The following is a 13,887-nucleotide window of genomic DNA, read 5'->3' on the forward strand; positions in this document are numbered from 1 at the left end:
CGAGCGGTTCAGGCGGTCACGACTGGCACACCGGGCACCAGTAGAGCTTGCGTGCACCGATCTCCTCGAGGAGGACGTTCGTGCCGCAGACCCGGCAGGGCAGTCCCTCGCGCTTGTAGACGTAGTTGCGCTCGGCCCGGCTGCGCACGGCGGCGGAGCGCTGCGTCTTCGTCAGGCCGCGGCGGGTGATCATCATCCCGGTCCGGATGCCGTCCTCGAGCAGGAGCGCCCAGTCGGCCCAGAGCTCGCGCGCGAGCTCGAGCGGCACCAGCTTGCCCGGCGTATGCGGGTCGAGTCCGGCGCGGTAGAGCAGCTCGGCTCGGTAGATGTTGCCGATCCCGCTGACGACCGACTGGTCCATCAGCACGAGCCCCACCGGCGTGGCCGTCTTGCGCAGGCGGTTCACGAAGCGATCGCGGGCCTCGTCGGAGTCGTCCGCCGCGGGGTCCGGACCGAGCCGGGCGAGCAGCGCCTCCACCTGCGCGTCGTCCATCACCTCGCAGGCGGTCGGGCCGCGCAGGTCGGCGACCGTCTCCTCCGTCTGGATGCGCACGCGCACGGCGCCGATCGGCGGCGGCGGGAACTCCTCGAGATCGCTGTCGGTCTCGTGCTCGGTCTCGGAGAGCCGGACGGCCCGGCGGCGGCGCGGGGCGCCGATGCTGCTGCCCGCCTTGCCGTCGTCGAACAGCGGCGAGACGTGGCCGAGGAAGTCCCAGGCGCCGTAGAGGCCGAGGTGCACGTGCAGCGTCGCGTCGCCCTCGAAGCGCAGCAGCAGGTGCTTGCCGACCGCGGTCGACTCGAGCACGGTGCGGCCGTCCAGCAGCGCGGCGCCCTCGACGAAGCGTCCCTGCGGGCTGCTCGTCGCGACGGAGTGGCCGACGATGTCGCGCTCGAACTGCAGCGCGATGCGGTGGACGGAGTGGCCCTCGGGCACCTAGCGACCGCTCGCGGCGGAGTCGACCGTGCGGCCGGCGATGTCGCCCGTGGCCTCGTACTCCGCGAGCTGCGCGATGCGGCGCACATGGCGCTCCTCGAAGGAGAACGGCTCGGCGACGAAGGCGTCGATGAAGTCCGTCGCCTCCTCGACCGAGTGCTGGCGCGCTCCGATCGAGATCACGTTGGCGTCGTTGTGCTGCCGGGCGAGCACCGCGGTGCTGAGGCTCCAGACCAGCGCGGCGCGGACGCCCGCGACCTTGTTGGCCGCGATCTGCTCGCCGTTGCCCGAGCCGCCGAAGACGATGCCGAGCGCCTCGACGCCGGCCTCCTGGTCGCGCACGACCGCGGCGGCCGCGTTGATGCAGAACGAGGGGTAGTCGTCGAGCGGGTCGTACGAGGTGGGGCCGTGGTCGACCACGTCGTGGCCGGCGGCACCGAGGTGCTCGATCAGGTGCCGGCTGAAGTCCAGCCCGGCGTGGTCCGTTGCGATGTGGATGCGCACGCGCTCGTCCTCCGGAAAGCCGTTCGTGGCCCGTGGATCTGGGGCCGGGAGTCAGGGTACCGCTCGCGCGGCGGCCCGGTCCTCAGCCGAGGACCGGGTCGCCGACGCGGATCGCGGCTCAGTCGAAGATCGGGTCGCGGGTGCGCGAGCGCTTGAGCTCGAAGAAGCCGTCGTACGAGGCCACGGCGACGAGGCCGTCCCAGAGCGAGAGCGCCTGCTCGCCACGCGGGATCGGCGAGATGACCGGTCCGAAGAAGGCGATGTCGCCGATCGCGATGACCGGCGTGCCGACGTCCTGGCCGACCCGGCCGATGCCGTCGAAGTGCGAGGCGCGCATCGGCTCGTCGTACTCGTCGGTGTCGGCGAAGGCGGCGAGGCTCGCGTCGAGGCCGACCTCGGCGAGCGACTCGGCGATGATCGCGTCGACGTCCGTGCGGCCGCCGTTGTGGATCCGCGTGCCCAGTGCGTCGTAGAGCGGCTTGACCTTCTCCTGGCCCTCGCGCTCGCCGACGGCGGCGACGAGGCGGGTGTAGCGCAGGGCGCGCGGGAAGAACGCGCGGTAGTCGTCGCTCACGTCCTGGTCCTCGTTGAGCACGGCGAGGCTCATGATGTGCCAGGTGACGTCGAGGTCGCGCCCCTCCGTCACCTCGTCCACGAAGCGGGAGGTCATCCAGGCCCAGGGGCAGGAGGGATCGAACCAGAAGTCAACGGCGGTCATGAGGCAACGCTACGCCTCTCGGCGCCTCTCGGGTGCGCGGGTGCGGCGCGGCCCTAGGGTGGATCGGTGGCGCCCGCACCCCGGCGCCGAAGCGGCAGCGCCGAGACGAACGGATGGAGCACCCTGTGCCTGGAGACAACCTCACCCGGAGCGAAGCGCAGGAGCGCGCCTCGCTGATCCAGGTCGACGCCTACGACGTCGCCCTCGACCTGACGCGGGGGGCCGAGACCTTCCGCAGCACCACGACCGTGCGCTTCACCGCGACGGAGGGGTCCTCCTCCTTCATCGACGCGATCACGAAGACCGTGCACTCGGTCACGCTGAACGGCGTCGAGCTGGACCCGGCCGACGTCGCCGACGGCGTGCGGATCCGCCTCGACTCGCTGGCCGCCGAGAACGTACTGCGCGTGGACGCCGACGCGCTCTACACGAACACGGGCGAGGGCCTGCACCGCTTCGTCGACCCGGTCGACGGCGAGGTCTACCTCTACTCGCAGTTCGAGGTCCCGGACTCGCGCCGCGTCTTCGCGGTGTTCGAGCAGCCCGACCTCAAGGCCGCCTTCTCCTTCACGGTGACCGCGCCCGCCGCCTGGCAGGTCGTCTCGAACCAGCCGACCCCCGAGCCGGTCCCGGCCGGTGACGGCGTCGCGACCTGGAGCTTCGAGCCCACCCCGCGGATCTCCTCCTACATCACCGCGCTCATCGCGGGCCCCTACGTCGTCGAGACCGACTCGCTGGTCTCCTCCGACGGCCGCACCGTGCCGCTCGGCGTCTTCGCCCGCGCCTCGCTCGCGCCGTTCCTCGACGCGGACTACGTCTTCGAGAAGACCAAGCAGGGCTTCGCCTTCTACGAGGAGAAGTTCGGGGTGCCGTACCCGTTCGCGAAGTACGACCAGCTCTTCGTGCCGGAGTTCAACGCCGGCGCGATGGAGAACGCGGGAGCGGTCACCTTCACCGAGACCTACGTCTTCCGCTCGAAGGTGACCGACGCGGTCAAGGAGCGCCGGGTCGTCACGATCCTGCACGAGCTCGCGCACATGTGGTTCGGCGACCTGGTGACCATGAAGTGGTGGAACGACCTCTGGCTGAACGAGTCGTTCGCCGAGTACGCCTCCACCCTCGCGACGGCCGAGGCGACCGAGTGGACCGAGGCCTGGACCACCTTCGCCGCGATGGAGAAGAGCTGGGCCTACCGCCAGGACCAGCTGCCCTCGACGCACCCGATCGTCGCGACGATCAACGACCTCGAGGACGTCCAGGTCAACTTCGACGGCATCACCTACGCCAAGGGCGCCTCGGTGCTCAAGCAGCTGGTGGCCTGGGTCGGCGAGAAGGAGTTCCTCGCCGGCGTGCACGAGTACTTCCTGAAGCACGCGTTCTCGAACACCGAGCTGCGCGACCTGCTGGTCGAGCTCGAGGCGACCAGCGGCCGCGACCTGACCGAGTGGTCGGCGCAGTGGCTCGAGACGGCCGGCGTGAACACGCTCCGCCCCGAGATCGTGGTCGACGAGGAGGGCGCCATCGCCTCGTTCGCGATCCTGCAGAGCGCGGTCGCCGACTACCCGACGATCCGCCCGCACCGCCTCGCGATCGGCCTCTACGACTTCGAGGGCGACCGCCTCGTGCGCATCGACCGCCTCGAGCTCGACGTGGACGGCGAGCGCACCGAGGTGCCCGAGCTGATCGGCCGCACCCGCCCCGCGCTGGTGCTGCTCAACGACGACGACCTCGCCTACGCGAAGATCCGGCTGGACGACGCCTCGCTCGCCGTCGCGATCGAGCACCTCGCGAGCATCAGCAGCCCGCTCGCGCGCTCGCTGGTCTGGGGCTCGGTCTGGGACGCGACCCGCGACGCCGAGTCGGCGCCGCGCGACTTCGTCCGCCTCGTGCTCGGCAACATCGCGACCGAGACCGAGTCGACGACGCTGCGCACGGTCCTCGGCCAGCTCGTGAGCACCGCCTCGCAGTACGTCGCGCCGGAGCACCGCGACGAGGTCCTCGCGGAGGTGGGCGACCGGCTGTGGACGCTGGCGCAGGGCGCCGAGGCCGGCAGCGACGCGCAGTTCCAGTTCGTGAAGGTGCTCGCCGCCGTCGCCACGACGCCCGCGCACCTGGACGCGGTGCAGGCGCTGCGCGACGGGACCACGACGCTGTCGGGGCTCGAGATCGACACCGACCTCTCCTGGGAGCTGCTGATCGCGCTCGTGGCCGGCGGACGGGCGGACGCCTCGGACATCGACGCGGCCCTCGCGGCCGACAACACCGCGACGGGAGCGCAGTCCGCGGCGAACGCCCGCGCGGCGATCCCGACGGCGGAGGCGAAGCGCGCGGCCTGGGACTCGGTGACGCTCGACGACTCGGCGCCGAACACCATCGTGCGTGCGACGGGTCTCGGCTTCCAGCACACCAGCGACCCCGCCGTCCTCGAGGCGATGGTGCCGGTGTACTTCGACGCCCTCCGCTCGCTGTGGGACGCGAAGAGCTACAAGATCGCGGAGTACCTCGTCGTCGGCTTCTACCCGGCGGCGACGCCGACGCCGGCGATCGTCGACGCCACCCGCGCGTGGCTCGACGCGAACCCCGACGTGCCGGCGCTGCGCCGCCTCGTGATCGAGAACCTGGCCGGCGTCGAGCGCGCCCTGCGCGCGCAGGAGCGCGACGCGGCGCTCTGAGCGCGCCGGCCCTGCTGATCGAGTAGCGCGCGCAGCGCGCGTATCGAGATCCACCGCCACCAGGAGGGCGGGTCTCGATACGCCGCTGCGCGGCTACTCGACCAGCATGCGAGGCGCGCGCAGCGCGCACTGGGAACCGCGTCGGCCGCGCCGGCTCCGCAGGACAGCGAGATGCGGGGGGGTCAGCGCTCCGGAACCGCGCGGCGGGCCGGGCCGTCGTACGCGGACAGCGGGCGGATGAGCGCGTTCGAGGCGCGCTGCTCGAGGACGTGCGCGGTCCAGCCGACGACGCGGGCCGCGACGAAGAGCGGCGTGAAGAGCTCGGTGTCGAAGCCCATCAGGCGGTAGGCCGGACCGGACGGGTAGTCGAGGTTCGGCAGGATGCCCGTGCGCTCGGCCATCTCGGCGGCCAGCGCGTCGTAGAGCTCGAGCATGTCGTCCGCCCCGGCCTGGTCGGCGACCCGGCGGAGCGCCGCCTCCATCGTCGGCACGCGCGAGTCGCCCGACTTGTACACGCGGTGGCCGAAGCCCATCACCTTGCGCTTCGCCCCGAGCGCCTCCGCCAGCCAGGCCCGCGCGCGGGGACCCGCCTCCGGCCCGAGGCCGATCTCGTCGAAGACGTGCAGAACGGCCTCGTTCGCGCCGCCGTGCAGCGGCCCCTTCAGCGCGCCGACCGCCGCCGTCACGGCGGAGTGCACGTCCGAGAGCGTCGATGTGACCACGCGAGCCGTGAACGTCGAGGCGTTGAACGAGTGCTCGGCGTACAGCACGAGCGACACCCGGAAGGCATCGACGACCACCGGGTCGGGCAGCTCGCCGAAGGTCATCCAGAGGAAGTTCTCCGAGTAGTCGAGATCGTCGCGCGCGGCGATCGACTCCTGCCCGTGCCGGCGGCGCTGGATCGCGGCGACGACGGCGGGCAGCACCGCCCAGAGCCGCATTGAGCGCTCCAGGACCGCCTCCGGCGACTCGTCCTCGGGGTCCGTCTCGAGCGCGCCCAGCACGCTGACCGCGGTGCGGACGACGTCCATCGGATGCGCCGTCACCGGCAGCAGCTCGACCACCGCGCGCACCTCCGGCGCCGGCTCCCGGTGCGCGCGCTCGAAGGCGCGGAGCTCCTCGGTCTCGGCCGGAGTCGGCAGCTCGCCCTTCCACAGCAGCCAGGACACCTCCTCGAAGGAGCAGGACGCCGCCAGCTCCTGCACCGGATAGCCGCGGTACAGCAGCGAGTTCGACTCCGGGTCGACCTTCGAGATCGCCGTGGTGTCGACGACGACCCCCACGAGTCCCTTGCGGATGTCCTGCTCGGTGGTGCTCATCGCTCGCTCCTTCGCGATCGGATCGGCGGCCGGAGCCGCCGGGGTGGGTCGTGGCTCAGGCGCCGTGGTGGCCGGCGAGGCTGAAGTCGAAGACGCCCTCGTCGAAGCGGCTGTAGGACGAGTAGTCGAGCAGCTCGTAGAGCTCGGCCCGGGTCTGCATCCCCGCGACCTCGGACTGCAGCGAGCCCTCCGCCTTCAGCGCGTCGAGCGCGCGCATCGCCGCGCCCATCGCGATGCGGAGCAGCGACACCGGGTAGATCACTATGTTCACCCCGACGTCGGCGAGCTGCTGCGTCGTGAAGAGCTCGCTCTTGCCGAACTCGGTCATGTTCGCCAGCACCGGGACGTCGATCGCGGCGCGGACGGCCTCGAACTCGCTGAGGTCGCGCATCGCCTCGGGGAAGATCGCGTCGGCGCCGGCGTCGACGAGGCGCTTCGCCCGGTCGATCGCGGCCTGCAGCCCGTCGAGGGCGCGGATGTCGGTGCGGGCCATGATCACGAGACCCGGATCGCGGCGGGCGTCGACCGCGGCGGCGATGCGCCGCACGGAGGTGCTCTCATCGACGACGGACTTCCCGTCGAGGTGTCCGCAGCGCTTGGGGTTCACCTGGTCCTCGATGTGCAGGGCCGTCACTCCGGCGTCCTCGAGCATCTGCACGGTGCGCGCGACGTTGAGGGGCTCGCCGAAGCCGGTGTCGGCGTCGATCAGGACGGGCAGATCGGTCATCCGCGCGATCTGCTGGCCGCGGCCCGCGACCTCGCTCAGCGTGGTCAGGCCGATGTCCGGCAGACCGAGCTCGGCCGACAGCACCGCGCCCGAGACGTAGACGCCGTCGAAGCCCTTCTCCTCGATCAGCCGCGCCGACAGCGGGGTGAACGCCCCGGGCAGCTGCAGCAGCTCGCCGGTCGCGAGCCGCTCGCGGAAGAGGCGGCGCTTCTCGGCGGGAGTCCGGGTGGAGTGGAGCATCGGGCGTCCTTCCCCTGGGGCGGAGTTCGGGTGCGGAGTTCGGGGGCCCGGCAGGCCCTCGTCGAATCTATCCCCCGGACGCCGCTCGGCGTCGTTCCGGCGTCACCGGAGCTCGTCAGCACGCGTCCCCTAACCTGGACGGGATGCTGCTCTTCGAGACCTCCACCCCAGACCCCGTCGCCGCGACCATCTCCTTCTTCGACTCCGAGCTCTTCTGGAAGAGCGTCGCCGTCCTCGCGATCGTGCTCGGCGCCCTGCTCGCCCGCGTCATCGCGCACTTCGTCGTCGGGCGGGTCGTCGACCAGATCGTCTCGGGGGTGAAGAAGCGCCAGCGGGTCGAGGACACGCAGGCGATCGCCGCCTCCCCGCTCGCGGCCGTCCGGGTCGTGCAGCGCACGAGGACCCTCGGCTCGATCCTCAACAACATCAGCTCGATCCTCATCGTGGTCATCGCCGTCGTGATGATCGTGAACACCATCGACAACACTCTGATCGGCTCCTTCGCGCTGCTGACCGCCGCGCTCGGCGCCGGCCTCGGCTTCGGCGCGCAGAACATCGTCAAGGACGTCCTCAACGGCCTGTTCATGGTCGCGGAGGACCAGCTCGGCGTCGGGGACGTCGTCGACACCGGCCAGGCCACGGGAGTGGTCGAGAACGTCGGCGTGCGGATCACCCAGATCCGCGACGTCAACGGCACACTCTGGTTCGTCCGCAACGGCGAGATCGTCCGCGTCGGCAACATGTCGCAGGGCTGGTCGCGGGTCATCATCGACCTCGCCGTGCCCTACGAGACCGACCTGGAGTCGGTGCAGAGCACGATCCTCAGCACCGCGAACGAGCTCGCCTCGAGCAGCCGCTGGCGGGCCCGGATCATCGACAAGCCCGAGCTGTGGGGCCTCGAGTCGATCGCCGACGACGCGCTGGTCATCCGCGTGGTGCTGAAGACCCGCACCACCGCGAAGGACGACGTCGCGCGCGAGCTCCGCATCCGTCTCAAGCGCGCCCTCGACACGCTCGACGTCAAGCTGCCCTCGCTCAGCGCGGTGGTGCTCAGCGGCTTCGAGGGCGCGACGAGCGTCGGCGGCGTGAAGGGACCGCGCACGACGCCGACCGCCACGGTCACGACCGAGCACGGGAAGCCGGTGCGCCTGCCGCGTGCTCTGCGGCGTCCGAAGGCGACCGAGTCCACCGAGCGTCCCCAGGACGGCGGCTCCGTGCCGCCCCAGACGGGACCGCGCCCGTGAGCGGGCTGCAGATCGGCGGCACTCCCCCGATGCGCTCCTTCTGGGAGCACCTCGGCGGGCGACCGACCTTCGAGCGCCTCGTCCGCCGCTTCTACGAGGGCGTCCGCGAGGACGAGGTCCTCTGGCCGATGTACCCCGAGCACGACCTCGAGGGCGCGATCCAGCGGCTCACCGGCTTCCTCGAGCAGTACTGGGGCGGACCGGGCACCTACAGCGAGGAGCGCGGGCACCCGCGCCTGCGGATGCGGCACCAGCCCTTCAAGGTGAACCCGGAGGCGCGCGACCACTGGCTCGCGCACATGCGGGTCGCGGTCGATGAGCTCAAGCTGGCTCCGGCCGACGACGCGATGCTCTGGGACTACCTGGAGCGCGCGGCGCACGCGATGGTCAACACCTTCGAGGAGTAGCCATCGGCGCTTCCCGCCGGCGTCGGGTCAGGCGGGGGTGCGGACGAGCACGTGCCCGCGCCGCGAGGTGAGCCGCCGCCACTGGCCGCTCTCGAGCAGCGCGACGGGGTCGTCGGCGCCGAGGAAGCCGAGCGCAAACAGCGCGAAGGCGGCGCCGGCGGGCACGTCCTCGAGACCGTCGAGCGGACGGCCCCAGACGGTGGAGCGCACGCGGCCGACGATCTGCTCGCCGGTCTCGGAGCCGACCGCTGCGGCGATCTCGTCGATGCCGTCGCGGGCGACCTTCTCGAGGAACGCCGGGTCGACCGGCTCGCGCCGCTGCCAGCCGCCGCGCGGCGGCGAGATGCCGGCCCAGGCGCCCGCCGTGGCGTCGTCGCCGTCGGGCAGCACGACCGGCTTGCCGTCCGCTCCCCCGGGCTCCCACTGCAGGCGGGCGAGCCGGTCGGAGAGCGCGCGGATCGGCACCACGCGGTCGAAGGCGGTGGGCTCGTCGAGTGCGAAGACCCGCAGGCCGAGCACGGTGGAGGACCGGTCGAGCAGGCCGCGCGGCTGGAGGATCGCGGTGTACGCGGCCAGGATGCGATCCTGCGCGAGGAGGCGCACGGCGCCGTCCTCGACACGCGCGGACCGGCCGAGGAACACGCGCAGATCGGAGAGGCTGGGCGGATCCGCCAGGGAGAAGGACGACATCATCGCGTCGATAAACTTACCCGAGGCCGCTCTCCTGATCGGCAGACACCCCGGAGGTCCCGTGTCCGATCCGCTCTCCTCGTTCCTCACCGCCCTCGATCTCGTCGACACGGGCGCGCGCACCAGCGAGGACATCTCCACCGGGCCCTCGCAGTGGATGCCGGAGGGCCGCGTCTTCGGCGGCCAGGTGCTGGCGCAGTCGCTGATCGCCGCCGGCCGCACCGTCGAGGAGCGCAGCGTGCACTCGATGCACGGCTACTTCCTCCGCCCGGGCGACATCTCGCAGCCGATCACCTTCTCGGTCGACCGGATCCACGACGGCCGCTCGTTCGCCACCCGGCGGACGCAGGCCTATCAGAACGGGGCGCCGATCCTCTCGATGATCGCGTCGTTCCAGACCGAGGACGAGGGCCTGGACCACCAGACGCCGATGCCGGAGGGCGTGCCCGATCCGGAGTCGCTGCCGAGCACCGCCGAGGTGCTGAAGGGCGTCGACCACCCGGTCGGCAGCTTCTGGGCCACTCAGCGGCCGTTCGACGTCCGCCACGTCGAGCAGCCGGTGTATCTCCGCGCCGATCCGAGCCGCACGGCGCACCAGTGCGTCTGGATGCGCGCGCTCGGCCCGCTGCCGGACGACGCGCTGCTGCACCGCGCCGCGCTCGCCTATGCGAGCGACTACACGATCCTCGAGTCGACGCTGCGGCGGCACGGCGCGGCCTGGATCACCCCGGGGCTGCGCATCGCGAGCCTCGACCACGCGATGTGGTGGCACCGCCCCGCGCGCGTCGACGAGTGGCTGCTCTACGTGCAGGAGTCGCCGAGCGCCTCCGGCGGCCGCGGGCTCTCGCTCGGCCGGATCTACTCCCGGGACGGCCGCCTGGTGGCGAGCGTCGCCCAGGAGGGCATGGTCCGCGTCCCGCTCGGCTGAGCGGTCCGGCTCGCGCCGGGACCGCCCGCCGGAGGGGACGGCGTCAGCTCCGCTTGGAGAAGGCGACGGGCTCCTCGACGTACGGCGCCCAGACCTCCCGGAGCTCCTCCGGGATGCGCTCCGGGCGACCCGTGGCAGCGGTCACCATGACGAGCGTCGTCGCGGCCTTCGTGTAGAGCACGCGCGGCTCGACTCCGATCGGCGAGTACAGCTCGTAGCAGACCTCGAGGCTCGCGCCGCCGATCCGCCCGATCCACAGCTCGATGTCGAGCGGGGCGCGCATGTACGGGATCGGTGCGAGGTACTCGATCTCCTGCCGCGCGATCAGGCTGATCGTGCGCGCGCCGGGCCGGGCGTCGAGCACCGCCGTCGCCCTCCCGCCCGGCTCCGGGGAGTCGGGGCGCCAGAACGCCTGGATGCGCGCCTCCTCGAGCAGGCGCAGCATCTCGGCGTTGTTGACGTGCGCGTAGGCGTCGAAGTCCGACCAGCGCAGCGGGATGGCGACGTGCAGGCGCATCAGTCGCGGGTGAGCTTGCGGTAGGCGGAGCGGTGCGGCTTCGCCGCGTCCGGACCGAGGCGCTCGATCTTGTTCTGCTCGTACGACTCGAAGTTGCCCTCGAACCAGTACCAGTTGGCCGGGTCCTCCTCGGTGCCCTCATAGGAGAGGATGTGCGTCGCGATCCGGTCGAGGAACCAGCGATCGTGGGTGATCACCACGGCACAGCCGGGGAACTCGAGCAGCGCGTTCTCGAGGCTGCCGAGCGTCTCGATGTCCAGGTCGTTGGTGGGCTCGTCGAGCAGGAGCAGGTTGCCGCCCTGCTTGAGCGTCAGCGCCAGGTTGAGGCGGTTGCGCTCACCACCGGAGAGGATGCCGGCGCGCTTCTGCTGGTCCGGGCCCTTGAAGCCGAACTGCGAGACGTAGGCCCGCGAGGGGATCTCGGTCTTGCCGACCTGGATGTAGTCGTGCCCGTCGGAGACGACCTCCCACAGGTTCTTGTTCGGGTCGATGCCGCCGCGGGTCTGGTCGACGTAGGAGATGTCGACGGTGTCGCCGATCTTCAGGTCGCCCGAGTCGAGCGGCTCGAAGCCGACGATCGTCTTGAAGAGCGTGGTCTTGCCCACGCCGTTCGGGCCGATGACGCCGACGATGCCGTTGCGCGGCAGGGTGAAGCTGAGGTCGTCGATCAGGACGCGGTCGCCGAACGACTTGTGCAGCTTCTTCGCGTCGATGACCTGCGAGCCCAGTCGCGGGCCGACCGGGATGACGATCTCCTCGAAGTCGAGGACGCGCGTCTTCTCCGCCTCCGCCGCCATCTCCTCGTAGCGCGCGAGGCGCGACTTCGACTTGGTCTGGCGGCCCTTCGCGTTGCTGCGGACCCACTCGAGCTCGGTGGTCAGGCGCTTGGCGAGCTTCGCGTCCTTCTTGCCCTGCACCTCGAGGCGGGCGCTCTTCTTCTCGAGGTAGGTCGAGTAGTTACCCTCGTAGGGGTAGAGGTGACCGCGGTCGACCTCGGCGATCCACTCCGCGACGTTGTCGAGGAAGTACCGGTCGTGGGTCACGGCGAGGACGGCGCCGGGGTACTTGGAGAGGAACTGCTCGAGCCAGAGCACGCTCTCGGCGTCCAGGTGGTTGGTGGGCTCGTCGAGCAGCAGCAGGTCGGGCTTCTGCAGCAGGAGCTTGGTCAGCGCGACGCGGCGCTTCTCACCACCGGAGAGGCTGGTGACGGGCGAGTCCCCCGGCGGGGTGCGCAGCGCGTCCATCGCCTGCTCGAGCTGGGAGTCGAGGTCCCAGGCGTCGGCGGCGTCGATGGCCTCCTGCAGGGTGCCCATCTCGGCGAGGAGCGTGTCGAAGTCGGCGTCCGGGTCGGCCATCGCCAGCGAGATCTCGTTGAAGCGGTCGATCTTGCCCTTGATCTCGCCGACGCCCTCCTGGACGTTCTCGAGCACCGTCTTGGTCTCGTCGAGCTCCGGCTCCTGCATCAGGATGCCGACGGTGTAGCCCGGGCTCAGCCGCGCCTCGCCGTTGCTCGGGGTGTCGAGCCCCGCCATGATCTTCAGGATCGTCGATTTGCCGGCGCCGTTCGGGCCGACCACGCCGATCTTCGCCCCGGGCAGGAACGACATCGTGACGTCGTCCAGGATCAGCTTGTCGCCGACCGCCTTGCGGGCGCGCACCATCGAGTAAATGTATTCAGCCACTTCAGTCCCTCAACCGCTCGTACGTTCTCGGAGCCCCGCTCTCCGCCGCGGGCGTCCCGTTCGTCGGGTGCCCCTCGGCCGGAATGTCGCCGGTGATCGACCACCGCACGCGGGAGCGCGGGCGGGAAGGTCGGAGGCCGGGCCGGTACCGAGGATACCGGCTGGACGCGCGGAGCGTTCGGCTCGCTGCTCCGGCTCCGGCCGTCGGCTCAGCCGTCGAGCGGGACGGTGCTGCCGATGAGGCAGGCGCCGGTCGCGATCGGCGCGGCGACGACCGCGCGGACGCCGTCCACCTTCGGCCCGTACTGCCCGATGAGGCAGGCATCGCTCGCCTTCACCGAGACCTGCACGGAGTCGGCCTCGAGGCCGACCGAGGTCTCGTCGGCGGTGAGCTGCATCGACTCCTTCGCGAAGCCGGCGGCCACGAGGGCGTCGACGACGCTCCGGCCGGGCGTCTCCGGGTCGGAGCCGGCGGCGGCGGTGACGGTCTCCCGGAAGAAGGGGAGGTTCTCCTCTGCGGTGCCGCCGGGCACCAGCGCGACCGGGGCGGCGGGCTCCTCGGTGGACGGGGCGGCCGACGCCGACGGACTCTCGGCGGCCGGCGGCGCGGTGGGCGCCGTGCAGCCGGCGATCCCGGTCAGCAGCGCGAGCACCGCTCCCGCTCGCAGGCCGGCGCGGACGACGGTCCGTGTGCTCACTCGAATCCCTCCCGCGGCGGCCGGACGCGCGCCGAACGCCGCGTCAGAACGGGGCGTCGGCCGAGTCTAACGAGGCCTCGGACGGCTCCGACACGGAGGCGCGCGCTGCGCCCCAGTCGCCGCCGGAGGACGCGGAGGTCGCGCCCTCGACGGCGGCCGGCGCCTCCGGGCTCCAGCCGCTCGCGCCGCTCGTGGCCGCCTCCGGCGCGGCCGACTCGGGCGCTGCCGCCTTCGCCCGCCCGACCGTCCGGGTGCAGCGGGTCGTGCCCCAGGCCAGGTCGTGGCCGAGGCCCTCGGCGATCACGCTGACGTCCGTCCCCGTCTTGCCGCCGGACTCCCAGGAGCGGACGGAGAGGCGCCCGGTGACGAGGACGCGGTCGCCGCGCGCGAGCGAGGCCAGGGCGTTGCCGGCCAGCCCGTTGAAGGCGTTCACGGTGTACCAGTTGGTCGAGCCGTCCACCCAGCGCTGGGTGGAGCGGTCGTAGCGCCGCTGGGCGGACGCCAGGCGGAAGGTCGTCATCGCGGTGCCGCTCGCCGTGTCGACGCTGCGCGGCTCGGTGCCGATGACTCCGATGACGGTCAGGGTGTCGGTCATGCTGCTGTCCTC

14 protein-coding genes are annotated in these 13,887 nt (G+C 71.7%); 4 read left to right on the forward strand and 10 right to left on the reverse strand.

Annotation, left to right across the window (positions count from 1 at the left end):
• Nucleotides 1–16: 16 nt before the first annotated feature.
• The 3 genes from MT350_RS07440 to MT350_RS07450 all read right to left on the reverse strand — a co-directional run bounded on the left by MT350_RS07440 (nt 17) and on the right by MT350_RS07450 (nt 2,156).
• Nucleotides 17–934, reverse strand: coding sequence for an Fpg/Nei family DNA glycosylase (locus MT350_RS07440; RefSeq protein ID WP_243599160.1), 918 nt, complete (start codon nt 932–934; stop codon nt 17–19).
• Nucleotides 935–1,438: a ribose-5-phosphate isomerase gene (locus MT350_RS07445; RefSeq protein ID WP_127886453.1), complete on the reverse strand. Its 504-nt coding sequence runs from the start codon at nt 1,436–1,438 to the stop codon at nt 935–937.
• Nucleotides 1,439–1,556: 118 nt separating this feature from the next.
• Nucleotides 1,557–2,156, reverse strand: coding sequence for a DsbA family protein (locus tag MT350_RS07450; RefSeq protein ID WP_243599159.1), 600 nt, complete (start codon nt 2,154–2,156; stop codon nt 1,557–1,559).
• 125 nt (nt 2,157–2,281) lie between these two features.
• On the opposite strand from MT350_RS07450, the gene pepN reads away from it, so the two are divergent.
• Complete coding sequence (gene pepN / locus MT350_RS07455) at nt 2,282–4,828, forward strand: aminopeptidase N (RefSeq protein ID WP_243599158.1); 2,547 nt, start codon at nt 2,282–2,284, stop codon at nt 4,826–4,828.
• A 182-nt stretch (nt 4,829–5,010) separates the two neighbouring features.
• On the opposite strand, the gene MT350_RS07460 is transcribed toward pepN, so the two are convergent.
• Nucleotides 5,011–6,147, reverse strand: coding sequence for a bifunctional 2-methylcitrate synthase/citrate synthase (locus MT350_RS07460; RefSeq protein WP_243599157.1), 1,137 nt, complete (start codon nt 6,145–6,147; stop codon nt 5,011–5,013).
• 55 nt (nt 6,148–6,202) lie between these two features.
• Complete coding sequence (gene prpB / locus MT350_RS07465; protein WP_243599156.1) at nt 6,203–7,114, reverse strand: methylisocitrate lyase; 912 nt, start codon at nt 7,112–7,114, stop codon at nt 6,203–6,205.
• Between the two features lie 143 nt (nt 7,115–7,257).
• Here prpB and MT350_RS07470 point away from each other — a divergent pair, with 143 nt between their 5' ends.
• Entirely contained in the window at nt 7,258–8,358 is a 1,101-nt protein-coding gene (locus MT350_RS07470) for a mechanosensitive ion channel family protein (RefSeq protein ID WP_243599155.1), read from the forward strand.
• 29 nt (nt 8,359–8,387) lie between these two features.
• On the forward strand, nt 8,388–8,765 hold the full coding sequence (locus MT350_RS07475) for a globin (protein WP_243599298.1): 378 nt from the start codon (nt 8,388–8,390) through the stop codon (nt 8,763–8,765).
• Nucleotides 8,766–8,792: 27 nt separating this feature from the next.
• Here the strand turns inward: MT350_RS07475 and MT350_RS07480 are convergent, their stop codons facing one another.
• Complete coding sequence (locus MT350_RS07480) at nt 8,793–9,455, reverse strand: hypothetical protein (RefSeq protein WP_308197316.1); 663 nt, start codon at nt 9,453–9,455, stop codon at nt 8,793–8,795.
• 61 nt (nt 9,456–9,516) lie between these two features.
• Between MT350_RS07480 and MT350_RS07485 the strand changes: the two genes are divergently transcribed.
• Nucleotides 9,517–10,383, forward strand: coding sequence for an acyl-CoA thioesterase II (locus tag MT350_RS07485; protein WP_243599154.1), 867 nt, complete (start codon nt 9,517–9,519; stop codon nt 10,381–10,383).
• A gap of 43 nt (nt 10,384–10,426) precedes the next feature.
• Here the strand turns inward: MT350_RS07485 and MT350_RS07490 are convergent, their stop codons facing one another.
• The 4 genes from MT350_RS07490 to MT350_RS07505 form a co-directional block, all read right to left on the reverse strand.
• Complete coding sequence (locus tag MT350_RS07490) at nt 10,427–10,900, reverse strand: thioesterase family protein (protein ID WP_243599153.1); 474 nt, start codon at nt 10,898–10,900, stop codon at nt 10,427–10,429.
• Nucleotides 10,900–12,582 carry an energy-dependent translational throttle protein EttA gene (ettA, locus tag MT350_RS07495; RefSeq protein WP_123445782.1) on the reverse strand — a complete coding sequence of 561 codons (1,683 nt, stop codon included), beginning with the start codon at nt 12,580–12,582 and terminating at the stop codon, nt 10,900–10,902. The genes MT350_RS07490 and ettA overlap by 1 nt, the downstream gene beginning before the upstream one ends.
• A gap of 209 nt (nt 12,583–12,791) precedes the next feature.
• Entirely contained in the window at nt 12,792–13,280 is a 489-nt protein-coding gene (locus tag MT350_RS07500) for a hypothetical protein (RefSeq protein WP_127886448.1), read from the reverse strand.
• 43 nt (nt 13,281–13,323) lie between these two features.
• The gene (locus MT350_RS07505; RefSeq protein WP_243599152.1) at nt 13,324–13,875 is read right to left on the reverse strand and encodes a single-stranded DNA-binding protein; all 552 of its coding nucleotides are present in this window, start codon (nt 13,873–13,875) and stop codon (nt 13,324–13,326) included.
• Nucleotides 13,876–13,887 lie beyond the last annotated feature (12 nt).

Origin of the sequence: Rathayibacter sp. VKM Ac-2928, from assembly GCF_022815545.1 — a bacterium.
Lineage (GTDB): Bacteria > Actinomycetota > Actinomycetes > Actinomycetales > Microbacteriaceae > Rathayibacter > Rathayibacter festucae.